General features: G+C 70.5%; 22 protein-coding genes and 1 riboswitch. Of the genes, 12 read left to right on the top strand and 10 right to left on the bottom strand.

Features of this window, described 5'->3' with window-relative positions:
- Window positions 1-62 precede the first annotated feature (62 nt).
- Window positions 63-1,634, top strand: coding sequence for a glutamine-hydrolyzing GMP synthase (guaA, locus tag ADK57_RS20250; RefSeq protein WP_053750884.1), 1,572 nt, complete (start codon window positions 63-65; stop codon window positions 1,632-1,634).
- A gap of 15 nt (window positions 1,635-1,649) precedes the next feature.
- On the opposite strand, the gene ADK57_RS20245 is transcribed toward guaA, so the two are convergent.
- Window positions 1,650-2,117 (bottom strand): pyridoxamine 5'-phosphate oxidase family protein, encoded by a 468-nt coding sequence (locus tag ADK57_RS20245; protein WP_053750883.1) that lies wholly within the window; start codon window positions 2,115-2,117, stop codon window positions 1,650-1,652.
- A gap of 142 nt (window positions 2,118-2,259) precedes the next feature.
- On the opposite strand from ADK57_RS20245, the gene ADK57_RS20240 reads away from it, so the two are divergent.
- Window positions 2,260-3,069: a class II aldolase/adducin family protein gene (locus ADK57_RS20240; protein ID WP_053750882.1), complete on the top strand. Its 810-nt coding sequence runs from the start codon at window positions 2,260-2,262 to the stop codon at window positions 3,067-3,069.
- 34 nt (window positions 3,070-3,103) lie between these two features.
- Here the strand turns inward: ADK57_RS20240 and ADK57_RS20235 are convergent, their stop codons facing one another.
- A complete protein-coding gene (locus ADK57_RS20235) occupies window positions 3,104-3,997 on the bottom strand; it encodes a DUF4429 domain-containing protein (RefSeq protein WP_053750881.1) in 894 nt (297 codons plus the stop codon).
- A 154-nt stretch (window positions 3,998-4,151) separates the two neighbouring features.
- On the opposite strand from ADK57_RS20235, the gene ADK57_RS20230 reads away from it, so the two are divergent.
- Both ADK57_RS20230 and ADK57_RS20225 read left to right on the top strand, forming a co-directional pair.
- On the top strand, window positions 4,152-5,441 hold the full coding sequence (locus tag ADK57_RS20230; protein WP_053750880.1) for a hypothetical protein: 1,290 nt from the start codon (window positions 4,152-4,154) through the stop codon (window positions 5,439-5,441).
- A 180-nt stretch (window positions 5,442-5,621) separates the two neighbouring features.
- Window positions 5,622-6,152 (top strand): DoxX family protein, encoded by a 531-nt coding sequence (locus ADK57_RS20225; protein ID WP_053750879.1) that lies wholly within the window; start codon window positions 5,622-5,624, stop codon window positions 6,150-6,152.
- Between the two features lie 77 nt (window positions 6,153-6,229).
- On the opposite strand, the gene ADK57_RS20220 is transcribed toward ADK57_RS20225, so the two are convergent.
- Together ADK57_RS20220 and ADK57_RS20215 are read right to left on the bottom strand one after the other, a co-directional pair.
- Window positions 6,230-6,472 (bottom strand): hypothetical protein, encoded by a 243-nt coding sequence (locus ADK57_RS20220; protein ID WP_053750878.1) that lies wholly within the window; start codon window positions 6,470-6,472, stop codon window positions 6,230-6,232.
- Window positions 6,459-7,976: a PspC domain-containing protein gene (locus ADK57_RS20215; RefSeq protein WP_053750877.1), complete on the bottom strand. Its 1,518-nt coding sequence runs from the start codon at window positions 7,974-7,976 to the stop codon at window positions 6,459-6,461. The genes ADK57_RS20220 and ADK57_RS20215 overlap by 14 nt, the downstream gene beginning before the upstream one ends.
- Window positions 7,977-8,155: 179 nt before the next feature.
- On the opposite strand from ADK57_RS20215, the gene ADK57_RS20210 reads away from it, so the two are divergent.
- Both ADK57_RS20210 and ADK57_RS20205 read left to right on the top strand, forming a co-directional pair.
- Window positions 8,156-9,445, top strand: coding sequence for an ATP-binding protein (locus ADK57_RS20210; RefSeq protein WP_053750897.1), 1,290 nt, complete (start codon window positions 8,156-8,158; stop codon window positions 9,443-9,445).
- Window positions 9,445-10,155, top strand: a complete 711-nt coding sequence (locus ADK57_RS20205; protein WP_053750876.1) for a LuxR C-terminal-related transcriptional regulator — start codon at window positions 9,445-9,447, stop codon at window positions 10,153-10,155. Before ADK57_RS20210 ends, ADK57_RS20205 begins: the two co-directional genes overlap by 1 nt.
- Here the strand turns inward: ADK57_RS20205 and ADK57_RS47635 are convergent.
- A complete protein-coding gene (locus ADK57_RS47635) occupies window positions 10,046-10,555 on the bottom strand; it encodes an ATP-binding protein (protein ID WP_078973230.1) in 510 nt (169 codons plus the stop codon). The two genes, ADK57_RS20205 and ADK57_RS47635, sit on opposite strands and share 110 nt — an antisense overlap.
- Before the next feature lie 138 nt (window positions 10,556-10,693).
- On the opposite strand from ADK57_RS47635, the gene ADK57_RS20195 reads away from it, so the two are divergent.
- The 3 genes from ADK57_RS20195 to ADK57_RS20185 all read left to right on the top strand — a co-directional run bounded on the left by ADK57_RS20195 (window position 10,694) and on the right by ADK57_RS20185 (window position 12,902).
- Window positions 10,694-11,512 carry a helix-turn-helix domain-containing protein gene (locus ADK57_RS20195; RefSeq protein WP_053750874.1) on the top strand — a complete coding sequence of 273 codons (819 nt, stop codon included), beginning with the start codon at window positions 10,694-10,696 and terminating at the stop codon, window positions 11,510-11,512.
- Entirely contained in the window at window positions 11,509-11,757 is a 249-nt protein-coding gene (locus ADK57_RS20190; protein ID WP_053750873.1) for a DUF397 domain-containing protein, read from the top strand. Before ADK57_RS20195 ends, ADK57_RS20190 begins: the two co-directional genes overlap by 4 nt.
- A 239-nt stretch (window positions 11,758-11,996) precedes the next feature.
- Window positions 11,997-12,902 (top strand): hypothetical protein, encoded by a 906-nt coding sequence (locus ADK57_RS20185; RefSeq protein WP_053750872.1) that lies wholly within the window; start codon window positions 11,997-11,999, stop codon window positions 12,900-12,902.
- A 2-nt stretch (window positions 12,903-12,904) separates the two neighbouring features.
- Here the strand turns inward: ADK57_RS20185 and ADK57_RS49135 are convergent, their stop codons facing one another.
- From ADK57_RS49135 to ADK57_RS20170, 3 genes are all read right to left on the bottom strand, one after another.
- Window positions 12,905-15,784, bottom strand: a complete 2,880-nt coding sequence (locus ADK57_RS49135) for a KGGVGR-motif variant AAA ATPase (protein ID WP_053750871.1) — start codon at window positions 15,782-15,784, stop codon at window positions 12,905-12,907.
- A complete protein-coding gene (locus ADK57_RS20175; RefSeq protein WP_053750870.1) occupies window positions 15,781-17,493 on the bottom strand; it encodes a DUF4062 domain-containing protein in 1,713 nt (570 codons plus the stop codon). Before ADK57_RS20175 ends, ADK57_RS49135 begins: the two co-directional genes overlap by 4 nt.
- Window positions 17,494-17,581: 88 nt before the next feature.
- Window positions 17,582-18,649, bottom strand: coding sequence for a C40 family peptidase (locus ADK57_RS20170; RefSeq protein ID WP_053750869.1), 1,068 nt, complete (start codon window positions 18,647-18,649; stop codon window positions 17,582-17,584).
- Between the two features lie 488 nt (window positions 18,650-19,137).
- Between ADK57_RS20170 and ADK57_RS20165 the strand changes: the two genes are divergently transcribed.
- Window positions 19,138-19,491 carry a hypothetical protein gene (locus ADK57_RS20165; protein WP_053750868.1) on the top strand — a complete coding sequence of 118 codons (354 nt, stop codon included), beginning with the start codon at window positions 19,138-19,140 and terminating at the stop codon, window positions 19,489-19,491.
- A 51-nt stretch (window positions 19,492-19,542) separates the two neighbouring features.
- Here ADK57_RS20165 and ADK57_RS20160 read toward each other — a convergent pair whose 3' ends face one another.
- The gene (locus ADK57_RS20160; RefSeq protein ID WP_053750867.1) at window positions 19,543-20,706 is read right to left on the bottom strand and encodes a C40 family peptidase; all 1,164 of its coding nucleotides are present in this window, start codon (window positions 20,704-20,706) and stop codon (window positions 19,543-19,545) included.
- A gap of 7 nt (window positions 20,707-20,713) precedes the next feature.
- Window positions 20,714-20,883: riboswitch (cyclic di-AMP (ydaO/yuaA leader) on the bottom strand.
- 552 nt (window positions 20,884-21,435) lie between these two features.
- Here ADK57_RS20160 and ADK57_RS20155 point away from each other — a divergent pair.
- A complete protein-coding gene (locus tag ADK57_RS20155; RefSeq protein ID WP_053750866.1) occupies window positions 21,436-22,077 on the top strand; it encodes a hypothetical protein in 642 nt (213 codons plus the stop codon).
- A gap of 53 nt (window positions 22,078-22,130) precedes the next feature.
- Complete coding sequence (gene pcrA / locus ADK57_RS20150; RefSeq protein WP_053750865.1) at window positions 22,131-24,617, top strand: DNA helicase PcrA; 2,487 nt, start codon at window positions 22,131-22,133, stop codon at window positions 24,615-24,617.
- Between the two features lie 33 nt (window positions 24,618-24,650).
- Here pcrA and ADK57_RS20145 read toward each other — a convergent pair whose 3' ends face one another.
- Complete coding sequence (locus ADK57_RS20145) at window positions 24,651-26,171, bottom strand: M23 family metallopeptidase (RefSeq protein WP_078973227.1); 1,521 nt, start codon at window positions 26,169-26,171, stop codon at window positions 24,651-24,653.
- Window positions 26,172-26,303: the final 132 nt, after the last annotated feature.

Here is a 26,303-nt window from a genome sequence, read left to right as displayed (position 1 = left end):
CCCCGCCCACCTCGGTAGAATCGGGTAACACAGAGACCCCGCCCCACCGCCGGAAGGCCCCCGTGTCATCAGCGACCCCCGCCCCCGACACCGTCCTGGTCGTCGACTTCGGCGCGCAGTACGCCCAGCTCATCGCCCGTCGCGTCCGCGAGGCCCGGGTCTACAGCGAGATCGTGCCGAGCACCATGCCGGTCGCTCAGATGCTCGCCAAGAACCCGGCGGCGATCATCCTCTCCGGCGGCCCCTCCTCGGTGTACGCCGACGAGGCCCCCCGCCTCGACCGCGAGATCTTCGAGGCCGGCGTCCCCGTCTTCGGCATGTGTTACGGCTTCCAGCTGATGGCCACGACCCTCGGCGGCATCGTCGACAACACCGGCGCCCGCGAGTACGGCCGTACGCCGCTGCACGTCTCCAAGTCCGGCTCGACCCTCTTCGAGGGCACCCCCGACGAGCAGTCGGTGTGGATGTCGCACGGCGACGCCTGCTCCGCGGCCCCCGAGGGCTTCTCCGTCACGGCCTCCACGGACGTCGTCCCGGTCGCGGCCTTCGAGAACGACGAGAAGAAGCTCTACGGCGTCCAGTACCACCCCGAGGTCATGCACTCCACGCACGGCCAGCAGGTGCTGGAGCACTTCCTGTACCGGGGCGCGGGCCTGACCCCGGACTGGACCACCGGCAACGTGATCGACGAACAGGTCGCGGCCATCCGCGAGCAGGTCGGCGACCGGCGCGCCATCTGCGGTCTGTCCGGCGGCGTGGACTCCGCCGTCGCCGCGGCCCTCGTGCAGAAGGCCATCGGCTCCCAGCTGACCTGCGTGTACGTCGACCACGGCCTGATGCGCAAGGGCGAGACCGAGCAGGTCGAGAAGGACTTCGTGGCGGCGACCGGCGTACAGCTGAAGGTCGTGGACGCCGAGGAGCGGTTCCTCACCGCGCTCAAGGGGGTCAGCGACCCCGAGGAGAAGCGGAAGATCATCGGCCGGGAGTTCATCCGGGTCTTCGAGCAGGCGCAGGCGGAGATCATCGCGGACGAGGGCCCGGCGGTCGAGTTCCTCGTCCAGGGCACGCTGTACCCCGATGTGGTCGAGTCCGGTGGCGGTACCGGCACCGCCAACATCAAGTCCCACCACAACGTCGGCGGCCTGCCCGAGGACCTCGAGTTCAAGCTCATCGAGCCCCTCCGGAAGCTGTTCAAGGACGAGGTCCGGATGGTCGGCCAGGAGCTCGGCCTGCCGGACGAGATCGTCCAGCGCCAGCCGTTCCCCGGCCCCGGCCTGGGCATCCGTATCGTCGGCGAGGTCACCAAGGAGCGGCTCGACCTGCTCCGTGACGCCGACGCCATCGCCCGCGAGGAGCTCACCGCGGCCGGCCTGGACCGGGACATCTGGCAGTGTCCGGTGGTCCTGCTCGCGGACGTCCGCAGCGTCGGCGTCCAGGGCGACGGCCGTACCTACGGCCACCCGATCGTCCTGCGGCCCGTCTCGTCCGAGGACGCCATGACGGCCGACTGGTCGCGACTGCCGTACGACGTCCTCGCGAAGATCTCGACGCGGATCACGAACGAGGTCGCGGACGTCAACCGGGTCGTGCTCGACGTGACGTCGAAGCCGCCGGGCACCATCGAGTGGGAGTGAGCTCCTGCTCGAAGGTCAGGTCCGCCTGAGCGTGCGCACCGGCTCCGAGGGCTTCCAGACCTGGACGACCAGGTAGGTGTCGTCCTCGACGCAGGTCCGCACGACCTCCGTCAGCTCGGTGCGGAAGAGGTGGAACGGCTGCGGCGGTCCCACCTCTTCGACGTATCCGGCCCTCGCCTGCGGGTCGTCCACCTCGATCGCCCGCCCGCTGATCCGGACGTCGCCGCCGCCCATGCCGGTGCCGTCCCCGGGGTTCGCCTGGAGCGCGAACCGCGGGTCGCGGCGCAGGTCGAGCGCCTTGAGCGAGTCCGGCATCATGCCCAGCCACAGCTCACCGTTCAGGAAACGCACCTCCAGGCCGGTGGTGCGCGGCGACCCGTCCGCGCGGAGGGTCGCGAGGACATGGTGGGTGTAGGCACCGAAGCGTTCTTCGACGGTCTTGGCCAGGTCGGGTTCCGCGGAGGAGAAAGCTGCCCAGTTCATATCAGCCAGTCTCCTGCCGATACCCGACATCTTCTGTCGGGTATCGGCCGGGTGCGCCATCTTTACCCACCAGCGCTGTTCTCCTGCGCTGACCGACGGTAACTTCCGCCCCGTAAACCAACCCAGTGCTGGAGGACGACACATGCACGGGACGCCCGAAGCCGGGCCCACTCCACCCCAGCCGCTCCCCACCGACCGGCTCCGCTTCGCCATGCCGCCGATGCACGAATCGGTCGACGACGAGCGCCGGCACCGCAAGGAACGGCTCGCGGGCGCCCTGCGGATCTTCGGGCGGCTCGGCTTCGAGGACGGAGTCTCGGGGCACATCACCGCCCGCGATCCGGAGTACAGCGACTGCTTCTGGGTCAATCCGTTCGGGATGCCGTTCAAGCACGTCACCGTGAGCGACCTGGTCCTCGCCAACGCCGACGGCCAGGTGATCGAGGGCCGTTACCACGTCAACCAGGCGGCCTTCACCGTGCACGTCCAGGTGCACGCCGCCCGCCCCGACGTCGTCGCCGTCGCCCACTGCCACTCGGTGCACGGCCGTGCGCTGTCGGCCCTGGGCGACTTCCTGGACCCGATCACACAGGAGAGCTGCGCCTTCTACGAGGATCACGCCCTCTACGACGCCTACACCGGCGTCGCCGTCGACGCCGACGAGGGCCGCCGCATCGCCACCGCCCTCGGCACCCGCAAGGCCCTCGTGCTGCGCAACCACGGGCTGCTGACCGTCGGCGACTCGGTGGACGCGGCGGCCTGGTGGTTCCTGTCCCTGGAACGCTCCTGCCAGGTCCAGCTCACCGCGAAGGCGGCCGGACGGCCCGTCCTGATCGATCACAAGGCGGCGGTGGCCACCCGGGAGCAGCTGGGCGGCGACCTGGTGGCGTGGATCAACTACCAGCCGATGTGGCAGGACATCAGCCGCAGCGAGCCGGATCTGCTGAGCTGACGCTTCAGATTCGTCCCGGAATCCTCGGATCGTCTCAGAATCCTCTCAGGACGGCGGCTTTCGTCATCGCGAACTCCTCGTCCGTGAGCACCCCGTCCCGATGCAGCTCTCCCAACTCCCGCAGCCGCCGCAGGAGCACGTCGTGATGGTCGGCCTGGTGCGGTACGGCCGCCGTCGGTGCGCGCCGGACGGTCTGCTCGCCGCTCTCGACGGCGACGCGGGTGGAGGGGTGCGGCAGCCGGGCCGTCACCGCGGTGGCGACGAGGGCCGTCAGCAGGTCGCGGCGGGCGCTGCCCCACAGGTCCAGGGCGTAGGGGTCCTTCTCGGGCGGCAGCTTGGAGAGCGTGGTCTCGCGGGTCACGAAGCGCAGGAAGCCGTCCTCGTAACCGGAGTTGGGCAGCCACTCGACCTGGACGAGATCGCCGAGGCCGATGATGCGGGGGCCGGTCGCGCGTTTGACCCGGTCCGAGGTGTCGGCCCAGTCGATCCGGACCCGGGTGCCGTCGAAGGAGACCGTGCCGTCGGAGGACCGGACCGAGACCGGGACCGGCGGGCCGGGCAGGAGGTAGGCCTTGGTCGGCTCGGTCGGGATCTGGTCCAGGAGCAGGGAGCGGCGGATCTCCTCGGCCACGTACTCGGCGACTCCCGCCCGGTCGACCTCCACCAGCAGCCGGTACGGATCGGCCGGGTCGGGCAGGCGGCCCCCGGTCGCGTGCAGGAGCGGGTCGGCGCCCTCGCGCAGCCGCATGCGCAGCCGGCCGCGCTTGCGTTCGGGTTCGAAGGCGACGCCCGAGATGGCCTCCAGGGGCACGGCGATCTCGCCGTACGTCTGCCGGAACAGCGGCACGGAGCGGTGGAGTCCCGGCGTGATCCTGACCGTGCTCCCGTCGAAGGCCCAGGTCCCGTCGCGCTGGATGATCTCGGCCATGGAGGAATTCTCGCAGCCGGGTCAACACGGCGAACCGTCCTTCCCCCGCCCTGACCGGACCTGCCCGGCACGGACCGTGTTCCGTAGGGCACAATTCGCTGTCATCGCACGTGAGTTGTGAGGCACAAAAATGCGGGGAAGGGCGGCGTCGGGCGTGGCGGTGCAGGAGGCGAGACAGGGCGCGGACTCGGGCGCGCACGGGAGCGCGCACGAGGGCGGCTGCACCTGCGGGGACTGCCCGCACGGGGCACGTGCGGGACACCGTAGGGCGGTCGCCGAATTCCTGCTGAAGCGGGACGAGTTCGCGGCCGGGCAGGGGTTGCCGGCGGCGGTGGCCCACTCGGCCTCCGCCTCCCGCCAGTGGGTCTCGGAGGAGCTGACCCAGTCCGCGGACCTCGTCGCCGAACGCGGCCGGGCCGAGGGCTTGGCGTGGCTGGCGCGACTGTGGCGCCGGACGGCGGGTGCGGTGTGGGCGCTGGTCGTCCTGCTCCTGCTCGTGCAGTCGCTCACGGCCATCGGCGCGGGCTGGACCTCGGCCCGGACGGCCGGACTGCTGGCCGCCCTGCTCATGGCCGGCGCGCTGACGGCGGCCTCGTGGTTCCACCGGGCGCGCGGCGGCGCGCTGGCGCCGCTGATCGGCGAGGACAACCGCCTCTCCACGTCCCGGGCGGTCGCGGTCGGCTGGGTGCTGTTCGTCGCGTACGCCGTGCTCGTGCTGGTGGGCCGCCTCGCCGCGGCGTCCGACCACGCGGAGCGCGATGCGCTGATCTCCGGGTTCGAACTCGCCCGGGCTGCGGGCGTGGTGACCGTCCTCGCCGTGGTGTGCGCGATCGCCGTCCTGGTACGGCGCGTGGTCGGGCTGCGGGTGCTGGGGCAGCGGCTGCAGAAGGTACGGGCGGACCGGCCGAGGGCGGCCGACCTGCTCACGGACGACGCGGGCCGCGGGACCTTCGCCGACATCCAGTACGTCGTCATCAGCACGGTCGCCCTCCTGTTCGCCGCCGTACGGCTGGCCCGGCGCCCCGACCAGCTGCCGGACCTGCCCTGGGGCCTTGCGGTGGTGGTCCTGGTGTCCGCCGCGACCTACCTCGCCGGGAAGTACGCCGAGGGCGGGCGGCCGGTGATCCTCTCCGTCGTGCGCGCCCGGGAGGCCGGCGACCTGGACGGGCCGATCCGCACGGGCGACGACATCGAGATCCGCGGCGCCGGGTTCGTGCCGCCGGGAGCGCAGGGCGCGGACCGGCTGTCCCGGATGGTCGTACGCATCGGCCCGGTCAACGTGCACGTCCCCCTGGTCCCGGTGACCGGCGGCTTCAGCAACCCCACGGACGCCGTCCTGACCGTGCCGGTCCCGGCCGACGTGGAGCCGGGCCGGGTGGACGTGCAGGTGGTGACGGTGGCGGGCGTCGAGACGAACCGGTACGCGATCGACGTCACGGACTGATCCGTGCGTTCGTCACCCATGCGCCTTTCGTGTCGTGGGCGTGGCCGAAGCCGGTCAGGTCGGAGAAACTGGTCGGGACAGGGACGCAACTGGCCGCGACGGGATTGAGCGGGGCCTCCCTGTCGTACGTATCGTCACCTGAGGGGTCACGGCACGGCGGGCGAGAGGCGGCTAGCAGCTATGACTCACGGCATTCGCACGGATACGCACTCCCCTTACGCGAACGGCGGCCCGGACTGGCGCGACACCGCCACCCGCTACGCCCTCCTACCGCTCCGTGTCTTCCTCGGCGTCACCTTCATCTACGCCGGCCTGGACAAACTCACCGACAGCGCCTTCATGAAGGACTCCGGCTCCGGCTCGATCGGCGACCTGATGCGCACCGTGCGCGACTCCGCCGCCATCCCGGACCTGGTCGACCTGGCCCTGAAGAACCCCGTCGGCTTCGGCTACGCCATCGCCTTCGGCGAACTCGCCGTCGGTATCGGCATCCTCGTCGGCCTCCTCGCCCGCCTCGCCGCGCTCGGCGGCGCACTGATCTCGCTCAGCCTGTGGCTGACGGTGAGCTGGGCCACCGACCCGTACTACTACGGCAACGACCTCGCCTACCTGATGGCCTGGATCCCCCTCGTCCTCGCCGGCGCTCCCGTCCTCTCCCTGGACGCGGCTCTACGGTCACGGCGACGGCGGCGGGTGGGGGACTACCGGTAGCTCCGGCAGGCGTGGGGCGCTGTTGCCGACGCAGCAGTGCCCTCGCCGACCGGCAGTGCTGCGTCGCACGGCGCTCGTCAGTGCGGTTCCACCGGCTGCGGCCCGGCGGGGTTCGTACGGCCCACTGCGCGGCGTCTGCGTATCGCCCGGGTCAGGACTCCGACCGCGCCCGCCAGGCAGAGGCCGCCCGTGACGACGGGGATGACCACGAACCACGGGGTCTCCCAGGTGCCGCCCGCGTCACCGGCGTAGATGACGCCCGCGAGGATCAGGAAGAACCCGGCGACCAGTTTCCCCGGCTGGAACTCATGACGCAGCACGGCTCACCTCCGCCTGTCCGATGCCGACCCTGAGATCGAGGTCCAGCGTGCCGGTGCCGGTGCCGCCGCCCGTCGGCGTCAGGGTCACCTCCTTGTGCTTGCCCGGTGCCACGTCCACGTCCTTCTCGTCGTCGCCCGGCAACTGGATGTCGCCCATCCCCACGTCGATGCTCAGCTTCACGGTCACGTCCGCGGGCACGATGATCAGGAGCCGGCCCATGCCCACGTCGGCCTGCGTGGTCACCGTCTGCCCCTTCGCCAGGTCCAGCCGGCTCAGGTCCAGGGTGCCGACGCCGGTGCCGAGGTCGTAGTCCTGCGCGACGTCCGCCACCGTGGCCGGCCGCCAGTCCGTGCGCTCCCAGTGCGTGTTGATGTCCGCGGGCAGGGCCGCCGCCCCGGCGAGCAGGCCCGCCGTCACGATCGCCAGGAAGATCGACCCCGCCCCCGTGCGTCCGAGGAACGCGCTGACCGCTATGCCCACGCCGAGGACGATCAGCGCGCAGGCCAGCCCGGTCTGCAGGCTGGTGCCGAGGGTGTGGTCCTCCCACGTCAGGCGTGTGCCGAGACCGCCCGCGAGCAGGGCGAACAGGAACACCCAGCCGCCGATCCAGCGGGGGCCGCGCGGTTTGGGCGGCCGGCTGTCCGGGGTGCGTACGTGCTCGCGGCTGCGCCAGGACGTGCCCAGGCCGATGTTGACGGCCGCCGAGATGTCCCGGTCCCGGGAGTCCGCGGGACCCCACAGATAACCGGTGCCGCCCACGTGCGTGCCGTCCTTGACTATGGGGTCGCGCCACCAGGACGGGTAGGCGGTGGGCACCGGCGGCGCCTGGGCCTCCGGCGGGGCGTCGGCGACGGCCTGCGCGGCCAGTGGATCGGTGTCCGGGGCGCCGCGGTGCCGCGACCAGTACCCGGCGCCCGCGAGGAGCAGGGAGAGGACGACGGCGAAGGCCAGCACGCCGCCGTTGTTCAACAGGGTCAGGAACACCCCGCAGCCGACCAGCGCGAACAGCACGGCCGTCAGGGCCTGGCCGTCCACGCGGCCGGTCAGCAGCTTGCGCACCTCGTTCTCGTCCTCGTCGTCGTACGGGACGAAGAGCCACGCGAAGCCGTAGAAGAGGAGGCCGATGCCGCCGGTCGCGGACAGCACCGCGAGGGTGATCCGGAAGATCACCGGATCCATGTCGCACTGCCGCCCCAGCCCGGCGCACACTCCGGCCAGCATCTTGTGCCGCCGGTCGCGGCGGAACTTGAGGGGCAGCTCGGCCGCACCCGCTTCCGCCGCGGCCGCCTCTCCTTCCCCCGCCGCTTGTCCCTCGGCGCCCGCCCGCACGTGCGCGCGCGAGGCGCCGCCCGGGGCGCCCGCGTGCGGATCCGCCCCCGCGGCGAGCGGAGGGGTGGCCGCGGCATCCGCGGCGGGCGCGGCATCCTGCGGCCCGGCGCCCGGTCGGGGGCGCGGGCCGGAGCCGGGTCCCGGACCCGTCGCGGCGTGCTCGTGCTCTGTCATGTGTCCATGGTGACGGCCGAGCCGCCGTCGCGGCAGTCGGAACGACCCTGGCCGGACCCTGATATCTGCCCTGAGCCGACGCCGGGGAAGCGTTCGACGGACCCGCCCGCCGAAGATCAGGGGAGTCTCGGGGGACAACCCTGATGCCCGGGCCCTCCCGCCGTGTGAACATCGGTGGCATGCCGGAAGCCGCAGCAGCGCCACTCGTGGAACCGCGGCCGCCGCGCAAGCTCTACCGCAGCAGTGACGGACGCTGGCTCGGTGGCGTGGCGCGGGGGCTCGCCGGACATCTCGGCCTGCCCGTGATCTGGGTGCGGCTGGTCTTCGTCGGCCTGTTCCTGGCGGACGGCCTCGGCGCCCTGCTGTATGCCGCGTTCTGGTTCTTCGTACCGCTCGGCGTCGGCGGCGTCGGCGGGCAGAAGCCCCCATCGCTCGTCGCCACCGAGACCTCGGCGGACGGCCGCCGCAGACTCGTCACGCGCAGGCCCGACAAGGGCCAGATCGTCGCCCTGCTCCTCATGGTCGTCGTGGCCATGGTCTTCGTGGGCAATGTGAACCTCGGCAATGGCGCCAAGGCCTACCTCTGGCCGGTCGTCCTCGTCGGCGCGGGCGTCGCCCTCGTCTGGCGCCAGGCGGACAACGCCCGCCGGGCCCGCTGGGTCGAGGCCGGCCGCCGCCGGCGCACGCTCACCCTGCTGCGCGCCGTGGCCGGCGTCCTGCTGGTCACCGCCGGTGTCTCCGGCATCTTCGTCCTGCAGGGCTCCGCCGCCCACCTCGGCTCGGTGCTGCAGGCGGCCCTCGCGGTCCTCGTCGGCATAACGCTCCTGGCCGGCCCCTACCTCGTGCGCATGACCCAGGACCTCTCCGAGGAGCGCCTGATGCGCATCCGCGCCCAGGAGCGCGCCGAGGTCGCCGCCCATGTCCACGACTCGGTCCTGCACACCCTGACCCTGATCCAGCGCAACGCGGAGAACGCGAGCGAGGTGCGTCGCCTCGCCCGCGCCCAGGAGCGCGACCTGCGCACCTGGCTGTACAAGCCCGAGGGCACCGGCAAGGACGAGGCCGACGAGCCCACCACCCTCGCCGACGCGGTGCGGCGCAACGCCGCGGAGGTCGAGGACAAGCACGGCGTCCCCATAGAGGTGGTCGTCGTCGGCGACTGCCCCCTCGACGAGAGAATCGGGCCACAGATGCAGGCCGCACGCGAAGCGATGGTGAACGCCGCCAAGTACGGTGGCGAGGGTGGCGCAGTCCAGGTCTACGCCGAAGTCGAGGGAAAGACGGTCTTCGTGTCCGTCCGGGACCGCGGCCCCGGCTTCGACCTCGACTCGATACCCGCCGACCGCATGGGCGTCAGAGAATCGATCATCGGCCGCATGGAGCGCAACGGCGGCACGGCGCGGCTGCGCGCGGTGCCGGACGGCGGCACGGAGGTCGAACTGGAGATGGAGAGGGCGGAGAAGACGTGATGAGCGACCCGACCGAGGGGAACGAGACGGCAGGCGGCGGTGCGGGTTCGCGCCATGTACGCGTGGTCCTCGTCGACGACCACCGCATGTTCCGTACCGGCGTCCAGGCGGAGATCGGCCAGACCGAGCAGACCGGGGTGGAGGTCGTCGGCGAGGCGGCCGACGTCGACCAGGCGGTCACCGTCATCACCGCGACCCGACCCGAGGTGGTCCTCCTCGACGTCCACCTCCCGGGCGGCGGCGGCGTCGAAGTCCTGCGCCGCTGCGCCCCGTTGATGGCCGACGCCGAACAGCCCGTCCGTTTCCTCGCCCTGTCCGTGTCGGACGCGGCGGAGGACGTGATCGGCGTGATCCGCGGCGGCGCGAGGGGCTACGTCACGAAGACCATCACGGGTACGGACCTCGTCAACTCCGTCTTCCGGGTCCAGGAGGGCGACGCGGTCTTCTCACCGAGGCTCGCCGGTTTCGTCCTGGACGCCTTCGCCTCCACCGACGCCCCGCCGGTCGACGAGGACCTCGACCGCCTCACCCAGCGCGAGCGCGAGGTCCTGCGGCTCATCGCCCGCGGCTACGCCTACAAGGAGATCGCCAAGCAGCTCTTCATCTCGGTGAAGACGGTCGAGTCCCATGTCTCGGCGGTGCTGAGGAAGCTGCAGCTGTCGAACCGGCACGAGCTGACTCGGTGGGCGACGGCACGCAGGCTGGTGTAGGCGGCTCCTGGACCGGGAGTTCGAACCAGACCGTCTTTCCGATCCCATGAGGCCGCGGTTCCGCACCCCAGGTGTCCGCGAGCGCGGCCAGCAGCGCGAGGCCCCGGCCGGACTCCTCGTCAAGGGACGCTTCCCGGGGCGTCGGCAGTGTGTCGTTCGCGTCCGTCACCGAGATGTGGAGGCGGTCGGCCGCCAGGACGCAGCGACACCGGATCTCGCGGCCGGGGGAGACCTTCGCGTGGCGGTACGCGTTCGCCATCAGCTCGCTGAGGAGCAGCACGGCCGTTTCCGTCACCTCGTCCGGGAGCTTCCAGGAGCCGGCCTGTTCACGGAACAGGGCTCGGGCTCGGCCGACGCTGCGGGCGTGGCGGGGCAGGCGCCACTCGACGTCCTCGGACATGCGCGCTTCGTTCCTTGCGTGTGATTCTCCGTCATTTCCGGTGATCAGGCTGATGGCAGGCGCGTAGCCTCGGGGAGTGGCGAAGCGGGTACACAGCGTGCTTGTACACGCTGTGTCGGCGGGAGGCGGACGCGCGCGGTGACTTCCGGGGCATCTCAGCAGGCGCAGCAGAACTGGCGGTACTGCGGCGGCCAGATCAAGTTGTGGCGCGAGGAGGCGGGGGTCGACCGACAGGCCCTGGCGGCGGAGGCCGGCTACGACTACGAGTACGTCAAGTCGATGGAGTGCGGGCGGCGTCGGCCGACGTTGAGGCTGTTGCAGGTGGCGGATCAACTGTGCGGGGCGCGCGGGAAGTTGATCGCCGGGCATGAGTTCCTGAAGCCGGAGCCGTTTCCTGCGCGGTCGCAGGAGTACATGGGGATCGAGGCTGAGGCGATCGCCGTGCACGACTACTCGTTGGGGCTGGTTCCGGGGTTGTTGCAGACCAGGGAGTACGCGCAGGCCCTGATCAGCGAGAGCTGCCCGCCGCTGGACGATGAGACGGTCGAGGAGCGCGTTCGGGCTCGGCTGGCGAGGCAGGAGGCGCTGACGCACCGTTCCAAGACGGTGTACGGGTTCGTCATCTACGAGGCTGCGTTGCGGGCCGGGGTCGGTGGACGGGAGATCATGCGACAGCAGGTGCTTCATCTGCTGCAAGTTGGTGTGCTGCGCAATGTGTCCATCCAGGTGCTGCCGTTCGCAACAGCTCCCCCGGTCGCACTCGGCGGCGCGTTGATCCTGGTGGAGACCAAGGAGCACGAGCACTACGCCTATGTCGAGGGGCAAGAGACAGGAGTGCTGTACGGCGATCCGGACAAGCTCAACGCCTTGACGCAGCGCCATGGCATGATCCGCATGCAGGCGCTTAACGTCGAAGAGTCTGCTCGGTTCATCAGGAAGGTGGCGGAGGAGATATGAGCGCCAAGCTGGCGTGGTTCAAGTCCAGCTACAGCGATGACCAAGGCGGCGAATGCCTCGAAATCGCCTACACCTGGCGCAAGTCCAGCTACAGCGATGACCAGGGCGGCGCCTGCCTAGAAGTCGCCGCCTGCCCCCACACCATCCACGTCCGTGACTCGAAGCTCGGAGCTCGAAGCCCTCGCTTCGCCGTCCCCGCCGACGCGTGGAGCACCTTCGTCGAGTACGCCGCCCGCGAGGCCTGAGCCCCGGGCTTCGGGACTCGGGATTCGAGCCCCTTTTGCAAGGAATGGGCGGGAAGACTGAACCCACCCTCCCACCCTCCCGTGCGCACAACCGCCGTGCCCGCCTGCGTACATGACTTTTCGTGATCGGCTTGCGACGCAACGTCGCGACCCTCTAGCGTTCGCGACAACAAACAACCCCGGTCGGGTGTTACCAGCACCCGCCGGGGTCTCACCCCAAGATCGAAGAGGCCGATCTCGTGGCTTACGAAAACTCTAACGCCGCCCTGCCCGCACCCGCAGCGCATCCCATGGCCAAACCCGGCTACGGCAAACGATCCGCGCCGGACCAGTCACCGCCCAGGCGGGACGACTTCGACCGGCTCCCTCCCCGTGAGGCGTACCTCGCGAGTCTCCTCGACCGGCTTTGCGACAACGCGGCGATGGACGCCAAGACCATCGCGAAGGCGCAACCCCTCTACGGACAGCAGGCGGTCCGCTCCGCGCTCAACGAACTCGGCCGGGCCGGACACCTGCGCCGCGTACGCCGCCGTATCCAGCCGGAGCAGGGCGACACCGGCATGCGGTGGGTCTTCCACACCTACTGGTCCCGGACCGCACGCGACGACGAATGGTGGGCCCGGTTCCTCGCAGGTGACGTGACGTCGTCCCAGACGCCCGCCGAAGCGGCACCCGTGCCCGAGCCCCGGACCGCACCGGCGCAGCCCGCCGCCTACGTCGTCCTCGCCGGTCTCGGCCTCCGGGAACCGCGGCTGGCGCTCTCCTCCGCCGACTGCACCGCTCTTGAGCCGCTGGCCGCCGACTGGCTGGCCCGGGGTGTGACGCCCGATCAGTTGTCCCGGATCCTCGCCGCGGGGCTTCCGGAGCGGGTGCATGCGCCGCGCGCCTTCGTACGCCGTCGGCTCATGGACAAGCTGCCCCCCGCTCCCGCTGTCACCGCACCGAGCCGAGCGCCTCGCGCCCTGATGGAGTGCACCGACTGCGGTGTACCCGGCCGGCCGGAGGCACTGCCCGGCGGCCTCTGCCGGGCTTGCGACGGCCGGGAGGGCAGCGCGGACGGCGAGCCGAACGAGACGCGGACCCGGGTGGTGCAGGCCAGGGTCGCAGAGGTGCGAGCCGCCATGCATGCACTTCAGGGCACCTGAATTCACGACCCCGGGGTGATTGAACGGCGCTCGTTCCGGCGCGACGTGTAGAGGGACTGAAACGGGATGAGAGCGGCGCCGACGGCCGTAATCGCCGAGAGGAGGACTGACTCGTTCTTGAACCAGATGACGCCCACGGCGCCGGCTGCGAACATGAGGACGACTATGAACACGTTGCTCAGAAGGCGTACTCTGCGCTTCTTCCTGGCGTCAGCCTGCGACTCCGTCAGATAGGCCGTTTCGAGTGGCCCGAGCCGGATCCGCAGGTCTGCCGTTGCGGTTCTGACGAATGACACGCTCTGCTCACCGAGGAGTCCTTCGCGATCGCGGCCGGAACGGTCCCAGTCCTCGGCGGCCAGGGACAGCTTCTGGCGCAGCGCGAGCTCGGACATGGCCTCCGCGATCCACTCCCGGAACCTTGGCCACGCGTCCATGACCGCTTGGTGGGAGAGCCGTACGCAGGGTTCGTTCTGAGCGTCCTCGGTGGTGACGAGCAACCGATGGCGCAGCATCAGCTCACACACGTCGGCGGCCCCCATCGCCGTGACGGTACTTGTGAGGACTGTCCGCCCCATGTGGTGACCGTTGGGATCGATCGCGACAAGGCTCAGCAGGAGTTCACGAAGGAGGCGTCGGTCTTGCGGTGAGAGGGAGTCGAACAGTGTTTCCGCGGTGTGGGCCAGGCCACCCTGCACCCCGCCGGCCATTTCGTACGACCGGTGGGTGAGGTAGCCGTCCTCCCGCCGCCGCCACATGTCGAGGAGAGTGGACTGCATGAGTGCCAGGGCACGTGGCTCATCGCCCATGTCCTGCAACAGCCGTTCGACGAGCCCCGGCTCCAGCTGTAGTCCGGTGGCCCGGGCCGGCAGCAGTACCGCCTGCCGCACCTCGTCGGTGGACATGGGCGGGACGAACACGGTACGTCTCGTCAGGAAGGGCGCGTGCTCGTTGGCCTGGACGAGGAAGTCGGTGCGCAGGACGGCGAGGGGGAGGATCGCCGGATCACGAGCGTCCATCATTCTCTGCAGCAGCGCGATGACGGGCGCGCGCCCGTCGGCAGGCGTGGTGGTGAGCAGTTGCTCGAACTCGTCGAGTACGACGACCACCCGCCCGACGCGTGCGCCGAGCACTTCGTTCAGGGCCTCCGGGCTGAGTTCAGTGCCGTCCTCCCGAGGCTCCGCCAGCGCACGCAGCGCCTCCAGCAATCCCTGTCCATCGCCTTGGAAGGGGACTTCGACGATCGGCCAGAGATGGCTTCCCGGCAGTGCACCCCTGCGCAGCGCCGGAAGCACCCCCGCCTGCACGAGGCTCGTCTTGCCGCTGCCCGGGCCGCCGATGATGGTGCACATCCGGTCCTGGTCCAAGGACATCAGGACACGGCTGACCAACTCGTCCCGTCCGAAGAACACATCGGCGTCGGCTTCCGAGAAGGGCATGAGTCCGAGGTACGGGCTACGTTCGGTCCGGCCCGACCCCGGGCGAGACGATACCGGTGGCCTCAGGCCCGCTTGAACGGTCTCCAACAGCCGTTCCGCGTCCACCCCCATACTGAAGTCCAGAAACGCGTACCCGCGCAGCTCCTCCGGCGGCGAACTGACCCCAGGCAACAAGACCGGCAGCAGACTCGCGTCCTCCCTGGCGGCCAGGGCTGCGAGTTCGTACCGCTGGTACATGCTCAGATCGCCCGGCGGGCTGACGAGCACCAGGCTCACCTTGGCCCGGCGGGCCTCCTCCGGCGGCGATTCGCTCAGTGCCTCGGCGACGAGCAAGTTGCCCCGCCCGGTGAGCAGTTCACGGATCTCGTCCGCCGTCTCCCTGTCGGTGTGGCGGTACGACAGCAGGACATCCGGCGAAGCGAACCGTGTCGTGGGGTCGTAGCGCGTCTCGACCGGCCCCGGTCCGCCCCCGAGCGGGTCGTCGTCCGTGAGTGCGGGTCGCAGTGCCGCCAGCGGGTTCCCGTCAGGCGCCAGCAGCGCGATCGCGTTGCGCAGGCTGGCGTACGCGTTCGCGAGACCGCGGCGTTCCTCCGCTCGGCCCGGGTCGGTGATGACCTGTTCGTCGAAGGCGTACGCCGGCTCGTAGGGGATCTGGAGTTCCCAGAAGGTCATTCCCGCCTGGGTGAGGGCGGCCGGGGTGAACGGGTCGAACCCGCTCCGGAAGCGGTCGGCGAAGGTGTCGAGGAGGCCGGTGTCGTTCTGGTCGACACGGGCGGGGGCCACCAGGACCTCAAGCGGGCGGTCGCGGCGTACGGCGCGGACCTGGGGGGAGAGGAAGTGGCGGACCATCCACGCCGTGCCCTCGATGTTCTGGAGGTTGGGCGCGCACAGGGTGACGATGGTGTCGGCCAGCTGGTAGGCGCAGACGCCACCCAGTTCGGTGACGCCGGTGCGGCTGTCGACGAGGACGATGTCGTACCGGTCGGCGCAGGTCCGGCGGAACCATTCGAAGAACAGCTCGCCCGACCAGACGTAGTAGAAGTCCTGCCAGTCGAAGCGCCGCAGCTCGGCACCGTAGCGGGCGATCTGTTCGTCCGTCAGGCGAAGACCGGCCGGCATCAGGTCCAGGGAGCCGCCGGTCGAGCCGCTCGGGTACACGGTGGAGATGTAGCGGTCGAGGTCGCGGAACGCGTCGTCCTGGCCTTCGTCCGCGTCCGAAGAGGCCACGGACATCGCGTACTTGAAGGCGAGCAGCAGGTCGAGCAGGCCCTCCCGGCCGCGTACGCGCTCGTGGTTGATGGGGAAGAAGTGCTCCAGGCCGGGCGCCTCCAGGTCGAAGTCGACCATCAGGACCCGCATGCCGCTTCGGCACAGCTGGTCGGCGATGTTGGCGAGGGCCATGGAGCGGCCGACGCCGCCCTTGTAGGAGTAGAAGGTGACGATCACGTCGCTCCGCCTTCCGTGATGAGGCGGGCCATCGAAACGCTGGGGCGGGTGCCCAGTTCGGCTTCCAGGCGCCGGGCCTTGTCGGCGCTGGGCCGGGCGTTGCGGTAGGCGTCGAGGGTCTGGGGCAGGCTGGCGCGCAGCCACCGGTCGAGGTGGGGTCTGCTGGCGACGTTCATCTCGCAGAGCGGGTCGAGTTCGCGGCCGAAGCGATGGTCGGCGTGGCGGAGGCGGCCGGCCAGTTCGCGCCGGATCAGTTCGTGCGGGGTTCCGGCGGCCGGGTCGCCGGGGGAGAGGGTGATCAGGGAGACCTGGGCGCCTTGGGAGAGCGGGGACGCGAGGAAGGCGGACTCCAGGTCCTGGTGGAGGAGGGAGAGTTCGTCGGCGACGACCAGGCAGCCGTTGCGGGCGATGTCCTTGAAGACCAGGGAGAGGACCGGGTCGTAGGAGAGCAGGTCGTCGAAGAGGTAGGGCTGGAGCCTGATCTTCCTGCCGCGCAGGAGCAGGTCGGGATCGTTCACCCCGGTCACGGCGTTCTCCAGGACCTGTCCGATGGTCCGGCCCTGTTCGCCGAAGGGTCTCCAGTCCGCCCGGGACGTGCCGTACCGGGCACGGGCCGACTGCGGGGACAGCCCGAAGCCCCGCACGATGTCCGCCACCGGCCCGGCCGGAGTACCGATCAGGTCGTCCGCCTCCGTGTCGGTCATGGCGACCACGACGACGGGGAGGCCGATCTCGTGTTCGGGGCGAAGCAGCCCGACGGCTTTCGAGAGCGCCGCGTGCACCTGGTTCTGCAGCGGGTGTGCCGGGGACTCGGCCAGGACCTCGGATATCCCCCATCGCGCGCTGTCGGGCGGCGCCCAGTCGCCGTAGCCCGGTGCGGTGATGCCGAACAGCGGGCCGAGGGCGCGGGCCCGGGCCAGGTTCAGGATGCGGCGGGCGCGTTCGGGGTTCTCTTCGAGGACGGTCACAAGTGACGGGGACAGCAGGAGGCCGACCGTACGTGCCGATGTCACCGCGCGGTCCAGGGCGAGCATCTCGTCGGGAGCGGACGCCAGCAGGTCCGTGGAGGAGGTGGTGATGTTCCACATGCCTCGGAGCGCGGAGACCAGTCTGTCGGCAACGGCCTGGTCCTTGGCGGCATGCAGCAGATGCAGGTCACCGGTCAGTCGCCGGGGATGCGGCGGCTCCGCGACGGGCCTGGGCGGATGGGCGCCGCCCACCGGAAGCTGCAGGTGTGCCGCGACGGCCGACACCACCGCGGAAGCGAGCTGGTCGGGGTTGCTGAACCAGCCGACGCCGTGGCCGTTCATCAGCTCGGTGCGCAGCTGCTTGATGCTGTCGCCGGAGCTCTCGCCGGGGTTGGTCAGGGCGTCGATGTGGCCGGTCGGCCAAGGGGCGCCGTCCTTGGCCAGGAAGATCAGCCGCTTACGGCCGGTCGCGCTCGCCTTGCGGTACTCCAGCTCGGTGATCGACCGTCCGTCCGGGTTCAGTGCACTCGGCTCGGGCACGAAGCCGTAGCGGAAGGCGAACAGTCCGATGTAGAGGTCGCAACTCTCCACGTCGGCCAGGCACTTCTCCAGCGGACGCTCGTCGAAGGCGGTGTACGCCTCCATCGTGACGATGTCGAACGGGAGCCGACGCAGTGCGGCCAGCGCCGCTGCCCTGTATTCCTCCAGGTCGGACACCGTCGACGACAGATAGACCCTCACCCTACGTACCTCGCTCCTCACGCGGTGCAGAACAAGGTACAGGTGGCCGGGAGGAGTTGGTGGTGGACTCCGCTGGGCCGTCCACTCCTCACGCCACCCGAGTCGCCCCCGCGAACGGCATCTCGCTGATCGGCGCAACCCGCACCGGCGCCGACGGGTTGGGGGCGTGGACCATCTGGCCGTTGCCGACGTAGATGCCTACGTGGCTGATGGCGGAGTAGAAGAAGACCAGGTCGCCCGGTAGCAGTTCGGTGCGGGAGACGCGTTGGCCGGCGTCGATCTGGGCGTAGGTCGTGCGGGGGACGGAGATGCCCGCGGAGCGGTACGCGGCCTGGATGAGGCCCGAGCAGTCGAAGGCGTCCGGGCCGGTCGCGCCCCAGACGTAGGGGCTGCCGAGTTTGGCGTAGGCGTAGGAGACGGCGGCCGCGGCACGGGAGTTGGGTGCCTGGGAGGTGGCGGAGCCGGGTGCCGCGAGGCCGTCGCGGGCCGCCGTCGAGGAGCGGGAGGCGCGGGACTGTTCGCCGCCCTCACCGAGCCGCGCGCGCTCCTCGGCGGGCAGCTGGGACAGCAGGCGGCGGGCCGCGACCAGCTTGCCGTTGATCGTCTCCTTGTGCCGCTTCAGCTCCGCCTGACGGGAGTTCAGGGAGACGAGTTCGATGTGGGCGGCACCGCGCAGCTGCTCGATCTCCCGCAGCTGTTCGCGCACGCCGGCGACGGACGAGGCCTGGCGGTTGCCGGCCCGTTCGGCGAACGCGGCCCCGTCCAGGTACTGGTCGGGGTCGGCGGAGAGCGCGAGCTGCAGGGCGGGGTCGAGGCCGCCGTCGCGGTACTGTGCGGCGGCCATCGAACCCAGCGCGTCCCGGGCCGAGTTGAGGCTCTCCGTCCTGCGCGCCGCCTCGTCCCGCAGGTTCGCGAGCCGGGTCTCGGCCGTCTCCGCCTTCTCCTTCGCGCCGTTGTACTTCTCGGTGGCGACCTCCGCCTCCTGGTACAGCTTGTCCACCTTCGCCTTGACCTGCGCCGGCGTGAGCTGAGGCTCGGCGTGTCCGGTCCCGTCGAAGCCGGTCGCGGTCGCCGCGCCCGCGAGGGCGATGGTCGCCGCCGTACGGGCCTTGGTGCCACTGACCGAGCGTTGACGGGGCTTGCGGTGCGCTGCCACGTGGACTGCACGTCCTTTCGTACGACCGCCTTGTCCGTACGAACGCCAAGCGGAGCGGACGTACGGCCGCCCTGGGGCGGTCACGCGTCCGGCGGCGGCCCGCACAGGGGGAGCGGGACGCCGCCGGACCTTCTCGGCGGTGGTGGCCGACTGCCGCCCCTGGCCGGGCGGCGGTGGGGAGCCGGTCACCTGGTGGAGGACGCTAAACCTGACGGTGACGGCGGGGTAACGCGATGTGCGGAAGTTCTCCCAGCTGATCGATGGGTGACCGTATGTGACCGTGATCCGCCGTCGGTGTCGTCGGCTTCACGCAGAGCGATGACCGATGTGCCGAATCCGGACCCATGAGGGCGATGGGGTGCTACGGGTCGCATATATGCGAGATCAGGTCGACCGGGGAGGCGGCGAGGCGAGGCAGGGGGAGGAGGGGGCCCTTGAGGCGGGGCGGTGTCGGGTGGTGCCCGAGCCCCTGATTAGGCTCCGGCCTCATGGACGTACTCATCCATCTCTTCGTCGGCCTGCACATCATCGGCATCGCCGCGCTGCTCGGCGGCTTCTTCACCCAGCTGAAGGCGATGGGCCAGGGCACCGCCCGCTTCGTCCCGGCGATGCTGCACGGCGCCCTGACGATGCTGGTCACCGGTGTGATCCTGGTCGGCCTCAACCAGGCCGACGACCAGTCCGTCAACAACATCAAGATCGGCGTGAAGCTGGCCCTGCTGATCGTGATCCTCGGGCTCGTCTACGTGAAGCGGGACGACGAGAAGGTGGAGAAGGGGGTGTTCGGTCTGGTGGGTCTGCTGACCACGGCGAACATCTTCATCGCGGTGCTGTGGACGTGACCTCGGCCCTGCCGGCGACGTAGGCCGCCGGCAGCGCCTCCGGGCGGGGCGTCAGGCCGGCCGCACCACGCTGTAGATCGACGACTCGCCGTCGTAGAAGATGGACTCCTCGCGGACGTAGGCGCCCGGCTTCGGGGCGTGGATCATCATGCCGTTGCCGATGTAGATGCCGACATGGCTGATGTCGTCGTAGAAGAAGACCAGGTCGCCGGGCTGGGCGGCGGAGAGGGAGACCGTGGTGCCGGCGTTGACCTGGTCGTAGGTGACGCGTGGGATGTCGACGCCGGCGGCCTTCCAGGCGGCCTGGGTGAGGCCGGAGCAGTCGTAGGACTCGGGGCCGGTGGCGCCCCAGACGTACGGCTTGCCGATCTGGGCGCGGGCGAAGGCGAGCGCCTTCTCGGCCTTGGTGGCGTACGAGGAGTCCGTGGCGGTGGAGGAGGAAGAGCTCGACGTGCCGCTGCTCGCCTCCTGCTGAGCCGCCGCCGCCTCCTCCTGGGCCTTCTGCTCGGCCGCCTGCTGCCGCGCCAGCTCCGCCGCCTTGGCCGCGGCCTCCTCCTGCTTCTTCTTCTCGATCGCCGCGAGCCGGGCCTTCTCCTCGGCGGTCAGCTGCGACAGCAGCGCGCGGGCGTCGGCGAGCTTCTTCTGAACGGTGGCCTTGGCGGTCTTCAGGTCGCCCTGCGACTCGGTGAGCGTCTCCAGGCTCTGGGTGGCCTCCTGGCGCTTCTTCATCGTCGCGGACTGCTCGGCGACGTAGTCGTCGACCGCGCCCTTCTGACGATTGGTCATCCGACCCATCAGCTGGGTCTGGTCGAAGTAGTCCTGCGGGGAGTCCGCGAGCAGGAAGGTCGCCGTGTCGGGGGCGGACGCGCCGGTCCGGTACTGGGCCGCGGCGAAGGTGCCCAGCTCCTCGCGCGCCTCGTTGAGCTTCTGCGTGCGCTTGGCCACGTCGTCGAGGAGGGTGTCGACGCGCGTGCGCTGCTTCGCGGTCTTCTCCTGGGCGGCGTTGTACTTGTCGGTCGCCGACTCCGCCTGCCGGTACAGGTCGTCGACCTTCTTCTCGACCTCTTCGAGGCTCGGTTTGTCGTCGGCCGACGGGGCGGCGTTGGCCGTCTGGGACAGCAGGGCCACGGAGGTGAGGGCCGCCGTGGCAAGGGCGGGGGTCCGTAGGCCTGCTACGCGCGTACCCGAAGGACGCGACTTGCGGTGCGACGCCAAGGGAGGCGACTCCTTCCACGTTCCGCCTACCGAGTTAGCTGTCGGGTTCGGGCGGGTGGTTAGGAAGGTTTGCCCTACGGCCGCTCCCTGGAAGGGAGTCGGGTCGATTCACCCCAAGGTCGGTGGGTCCCCGGCTCCGGGCGCACGGCGGCGCGTCGGACTCGGCGGAGGCCGTGCGGCCCGGCGACGTTCGCCGGTGGGTGTCGTACGGCCTGTCCGGCACCGTAGCCAACGGGTGTGGTCCCTGTGAAGGTTGATGTGCGATATGCCCGATACATTTTCGTGACCTTGGGTCAGGACATCGCATGGCGCGGCAAATGCGGAGTGATCTGCGACGACTTGTGCGTATTTTCACCGGAGTGGCGACGTCCGCCCGCTTCGGGGCTCTGACTTCCGGCCAGTCGCGCTCGCCGTCACCGCGGGCACCGCGCCCGCCAGTGCGGAACAGGGCGGTCACCCGGGCGGCAAACCGGTCGTCCGGGTGACCGCGACCGGCCTCGACAAGCCGCGCCGGCTGGCGGGGAAGCACCACAGGGTGGTGAAGGGGCTGCCCTCGGGCGCCGCCCCCGACGGCGGCTACGCGACCGGCCTCGACGGAGTCTCCGCCCTGCACGGCAAGGTCTGGGGCGTCGAGACGTACGCCCCGCCGGAGGCCGGAGGCCGGAGGTCGGAGTCCGGAGTCCGGAGTCCGGAGTTCCGACGGCCCCGCACTGGAACACGCTCGGCAAGGTGCTGGACCTCAAGCACGGCAAGGCGAAGATCGCCGCGGACATCTCCGCCGTCGGGTTCAGGCACAACCCGCACAAGGCGTCCGAGGCGTCCCTGGAGTCCAACACGTACGCCGTCCTCGCCCTCCCCGACGGACGCAAGGTCGTTGCGGACGCGGCCGGAAACGACCTGGTCGTGGTCTCGCCCGGCGGCAGGGCGCGCCCCCTCACGGTCTTTCCGAACCACGACGGCAACGAGGCCGCCAAGCCCACCGCGCGCGTCTGGAAGGTCGGCCCCCGGACCGGCAGGATCCTCGGCTGGAAGTCCGGCTTCGGCTCCATCGGCGGCCCGCCTTCTACGACAAGCTTCAACGACAAGGGCGACCTGTACGTCAGCCGGCTCTTCGCCGGCCAGGTGACGAAGGTCTCGCACGGCACACGTACGAGCGTGAAGGTGCCGTTCCCGGCGGGCGTGGCCGTCGACCCGTACGACGGCAAGGTCCATGTCTCGGCCTGGTCGATCGCCGACCGTGACGGGACGCGGCTAGGGGGGCAGGAAGACACCGGGCGGCCGGCTCTGGAAGATCCTCGCCTTCTGAGCCGGCTCGGGATCGGCTTGAGACCTTCTCCGGACCTTCTCCGGACCTTCTCCCGATTCCGGTGATGTTCTCAGGGCGGCGGCGGGCTGTCAGTGGGGCGCCCTAGACTCGGAGAGCGATGAGCAGCCTCTTTGACGACAGCTTCCTGGCGAACCTCCAAGCCCCCCGGGGCCACGAGGAGGAGCCCCCGCCGCCGCCCGACGACGACCACGTACCGGAGCCGGTTCCGGACGATCTGTTCGGCGGGAAGTTCGACGTGCCGCCGGACCGGGACGCGTACTACCGCGACGGCGCCCCGCGCCCGGTGGTGGACCCCGCCGCGCTCCTGGACGGGCTGAACGAGAACCAGCGCGCCGCGGTCGTGCACCACGGCACCCCGCTGCTCATCGTGGCCGGCGCCGGCTCCGGCAAGACCCGCGTGCTCACCCACCGCATCGCCCACCTGTTGGGCGAGCGGAACGTGCACCCGGGCCAGATCCTCGCGATCACCTTCACCAACAAGGCCGCGGGCGAGATGAAGGAGCGCGTCGAGCAGCTCGTCGGCCCGCGCGCGAACGCGATGTGGGTGATGACGTTCCACAGCGCGTGCGTGCGCATCCTGCGGCGGGAGTCGAAGAAGCTCGGCTTCACCTCGTCGTTCTCGATCTACGACGCCGCCGACAGCAAGCGTCTGATGGCCCTGGTCTGCCGCGACCTGGACCTCGACCCCAAGCGCTTCCCGCCGAAGTCCTTCAGCGCCAAGATCAGCAACCTCAAGAACGAGCTGGTCGACGAGGAGGACTTCGCCGCCCAGGCCACCGACGGCTTCGAGAAGACCCTCGCCCAGGCCTACGCCATGTACCAGTCGCGGCTGCGCGAGGCGAACGCCCTCGACTTCGACGACCTGATCATGACGACGGTCAATCTGCTCCGCGCGTTCCCGGACGTGGCCGAGCACTACCGCCGCCGCTTCCGGCACGTCCTCGTCGACGAGTACCAGGACACCAACCACGCCCAGTACGCCCTGGTCAGGGAGCTCGTCGGCACCTCCGAGCACCCGGTGGACGTACCGCCCGACGAGTACGACCTGCCGCCCGCCGAGCTGTGTGTCGTGGGCGACGCCGACCAGTCGATCTACGCCTTCCGCGGCGCGACCATCCGCAACATCCTCCAGTTCGAGGAGGACTACCCGGACGCGACGACGATCCTCCTGGAGCAGAACTACCGCTCCACCCAGACGATCCTCACCGCCGCCAACGCCGTCATCGAGCGCAACGAGTCCCGCCGCCCCAAGAACCTGTGGACCAACGCGGGCGCGGGCGCGCGCATCACCGGCTACGTCGCCGACACCGAGCACGACGAGGCGCAGTTCGTCGCCGAAGAGATAGACCGACTGACGGACGCGGGCGACGCGAAGGCCGGAGACGTCGCCGTCTTCTACCGGACCAACGCCCAGTCCCGTGTCTTCGAAGAGATCTTCATCCGCGTCGGCCTGCCCTACAAGGTCGTCGGCGGCGTCCGCTTCTACGAGCGCAAGGAGGTCCGGGACGTCCTGGCCTACCTGCGGGTGCTGGCCAACCCTGAGGACTCGGTACCGCTGCGCCGGATTCTGAACGTCCCCAAGCGGGGCATCGGCGACCGTGCCGAGGCGATGATCGACGCCCTGTCCCAGCGGGAGAAGATCAGCTTCCCGCAGGCGCTCAAGCGCGTCGACGAGGCGTACGGCATGGCCGCGCGCTCCACGAACGCCGTGAAGCGGTTCAACACGCTGATGGAGGACCTCCGTACGGTCGTCGAGTCCGGCGCGGGCCCGGCGACCGTCCTGGAGGCGGTGCTCGAACGCACCGGCTACCTCGCCGAGTTGCAGGCCTCCACCGACCCGCAGGACGAGACCCGGATCGAGAACCTCCAGGAACTCGCCGCCGTGGCCCTGGAGTTCGAACAGGAGTCGGCGGAGGGGGAGGCGTCCGGCGGGCTCTCCGACTTCCTGGAGCGGGTGGCCCTCGTTGCCGACTCCGACCAGATCCCCGACGAGGACGAGGACGGCTCCGGGGTCATCACCCTGATGACCCTGCACACCGCCAAGGGCCTCGAGTTCCCGGTCGTCTTCCTGACCGGCATGGAGGACGGCGTCTTCCCGCACATGCGCGCCCTCGGCCAGACCAAGGAGCTGGAGGAGGAGCGGCGCCTGGCGTACGTGGGCATCACGCGCGCGCGGGAGCGGCTGTATCTGACGCGGTCGTCGATGCGCAGCGCGTGGGGGCAGCCGTCGTACAACCCGCCGTCGCGGTTCCTGGAGGAGATCCCTGCACAGCACGTCGACTGGAAGCGCACCGGCGCCACCTTGCCGATGCCCTCGGGTCCGGCGTCCGGCGTGGCGGCCTCGCTGTCGTCGTCCCGCTCCCGCTCGTCGGCCTCGGGCGCGTCCGGCTTCGCCACCCGCCGGACCTCGGAGAAGCCGGTCGTCTCGCTGGCGGTCGGGGACCGGGTGACGCACGACCAGTTCGGCCTCGGCACGGTCGTGGGCGTGACGGGCACGGGCGGCAACGCCGAGGCGACGATCGACTTCGGGGACACCAAGCCGAAGCGGCTGCTGCTGCGGTACGCGCCGGTGGAGAAGCTGTAGGAGGTGGGGTCCGGGGGCTGCGGCCCCCGGGTCCTACGTCGGGTCGATCCCGTGGCTGCGCAGCCACGGCAGGGGGTCGATGGCCGAGCCGCCGGACGGCCGGACCTCGAAGTGCAGGTGCGGGCCGGTCGAGTTGCCGGAGTTTCCGGAGTACGCGATCGGGTCGCCGGCCTTGACGGTCGTACCGGAGGCGACGCGGTAGCTGGAGAGGTGGCAGTACCACGTCTCCGTGCCGTCCTTCGCGGTCACGATCATCATGTTGCCGTACGCGCTGTTCCACTGCGTCCGCACGGTGCCGTCGGTCGCGGCCATCACCGTGGTGCCGTAGGAGACCGGGAAGTCGATGCCGGTGTGCACGGACATCCAGTTGATGCCGGACTGGCCGTAGTAGGCGCTGAGCCCGTGCTGCGCGACCGGCAGCGCGTACTTGGGCCGCAGCCGCTCCTTGCGCGCCGCCTCGGCGGCCGCCTTCTTCTTCTCCGCGAGCTGCTGGGCCTTGAGGTCGATACGTTCCTGCGTACGGCTGGCCCGGTCGGCGAAGTCGTCGGCGCCGGCGGAGAGGTTCTTCAGCTGGGAGTCCAGCTTGTTGTTCGCGGCGGACGGCTTGACGGCGGTGACGTCCGCCGCGGTCGTCGACGTGTCGCTGCTGTCGTCGGCCAGGGCGCTGACGGACGCGGCCGCGATTCCCGCGACGCCCATCACGCAGGCCGAGGGCACGGCCACCGTCAGCAGCGCGGAGCGCTTGGGCGGCGTACGACGGCGGGAGCGGGAGGCGCCGCGGGCGGCGGCGCGCGAGGACGGGGCGGGCGACGCGGCCGGTGTGGCTGCGGCGGCCGGGGTGACTTCTTCCTGCTCGTCGAGGAGAAGCGCGTCGGCTTCGACGGGCAGGACGCCGGTGGCGGTCGAATCCCCGTCGTGCGAGGCGGCTTCGTCGTACGCGACCTGCTCGAAGGTGGCCGTCGCGTGCTGCTCGTACTCTTCGTGGCCGGTCGCGGCGGCGGCGCCGTCGGAGTTCCACTGCGTGGCGTCGTACGCGCCCGTGTCGAAGGCCTGCGTGCCCCATTCCCAGTGCTGGGTCTGGTCGGCCGGGCCACCGGACTGGTCGGGCTGGAGCCAGGCGCTCGCGTCCCACTGGCCACTGGCGTCGGGGCTCGTGGGCTGCGGCGGGATCGAGGAGAGCTGCTGGTGGCCGGTGTTCCAGGCGGTGGTGTCGTACGCACCGGTGTCGTAGGCGGCGTGGTGCTGGGCCGCGTACGCGTCGTAGTTCACGGTCTGGTGACTGCCCGTCGACCAGGTCGAGGAGTCGTACGAGCCCGTGGCCTCGCCGGGCATGCTGCCGAAGAGGGGGTCGGCCTCGAAGGACGCGGTGGCGTGGGTGCCGGTCTGGAAACCGGTGCCGGACGTCGTGTCGAAACCGGTGGCGTCGTAGTTGCCGTACGTGGTGAAGTCGCCGTACTGGCCTTCCTGGGTGCCGTACGACGCGTAGTGCGACGAGGCGGCCTCGGAAGCCGGAGCCGGGGTGGTCATGGTCCCCGACGGGTGACGGTCGTTCACCAACTTCTCTTTCGCCTCGACAACAGGGGCTGCCAGAGCAGTGCGGTGACTGTACCCGGCGGTACGCGGGCACGACAATCTTCGTCAGGTTTCGCGCCCGAAGGAAACGGGCATTCGGCCGTGTTTCGGGGG

The sequence above is a fragment of the Streptomyces sp. MMG1533 genome (assembly GCF_001279775.1).
Lineage (GTDB): Bacteria > Actinomycetota > Actinomycetes > Streptomycetales > Streptomycetaceae > Streptomyces.
This window is presented reverse-complemented; position numbering and strand designations above follow the sequence as displayed.

Coding starts and splice junctions, on each gene's coding strand:
- ADK57_RS20245 (WP_053750883.1), bottom strand. CDS start 2,117: ATGAACTGGGCAGCTTTCTCCTCCGCGGAACCCGACCTGGCCAAGACC.
- ADK57_RS20240 (WP_053750882.1), top strand. CDS start 2,260: ATGCACGGGACGCCCGAAGCCGGGCCCACTCCACCCCAGCCGCTCCCC.
- ADK57_RS20235 (WP_053750881.1), bottom strand. CDS start 3,997: ATGGCCGAGATCATCCAGCGCGACGGGACCTGGGCCTTCGACGGGAGC.
- ADK57_RS20225 (WP_053750879.1), top strand. CDS start 5,622: ATGACTCACGGCATTCGCACGGATACGCACTCCCCTTACGCGAACGGC.
- ADK57_RS20215 (WP_053750877.1), bottom strand. CDS start 7,976: ATGACAGAGCACGAGCACGCCGCGACGGGTCCGGGACCCGGCTCCGGC.
- ADK57_RS20210 (WP_053750897.1), top strand. CDS start 8,156: ATGCCGGAAGCCGCAGCAGCGCCACTCGTGGAACCGCGGCCGCCGCGC.
- ADK57_RS20205 (WP_053750876.1), top strand. CDS start 9,445: ATGAGCGACCCGACCGAGGGGAACGAGACGGCAGGCGGCGGTGCGGGT.
- ADK57_RS47635 (WP_078973230.1), bottom strand. CDS start 10,555: ATGTCCGAGGACGTCGAGTGGCGCCTGCCCCGCCACGCCCGCAGCGTC.
- ADK57_RS20190 (WP_053750873.1), top strand. CDS start 11,509: ATGAGCGCCAAGCTGGCGTGGTTCAAGTCCAGCTACAGCGATGACCAA.
- ADK57_RS20165 (WP_053750868.1), top strand. CDS start 19,138: ATGGACGTACTCATCCATCTCTTCGTCGGCCTGCACATCATCGGCATC.
- pcrA (WP_053750865.1), top strand. CDS start 22,131: ATGAGCAGCCTCTTTGACGACAGCTTCCTGGCGAACCTCCAAGCCCCC.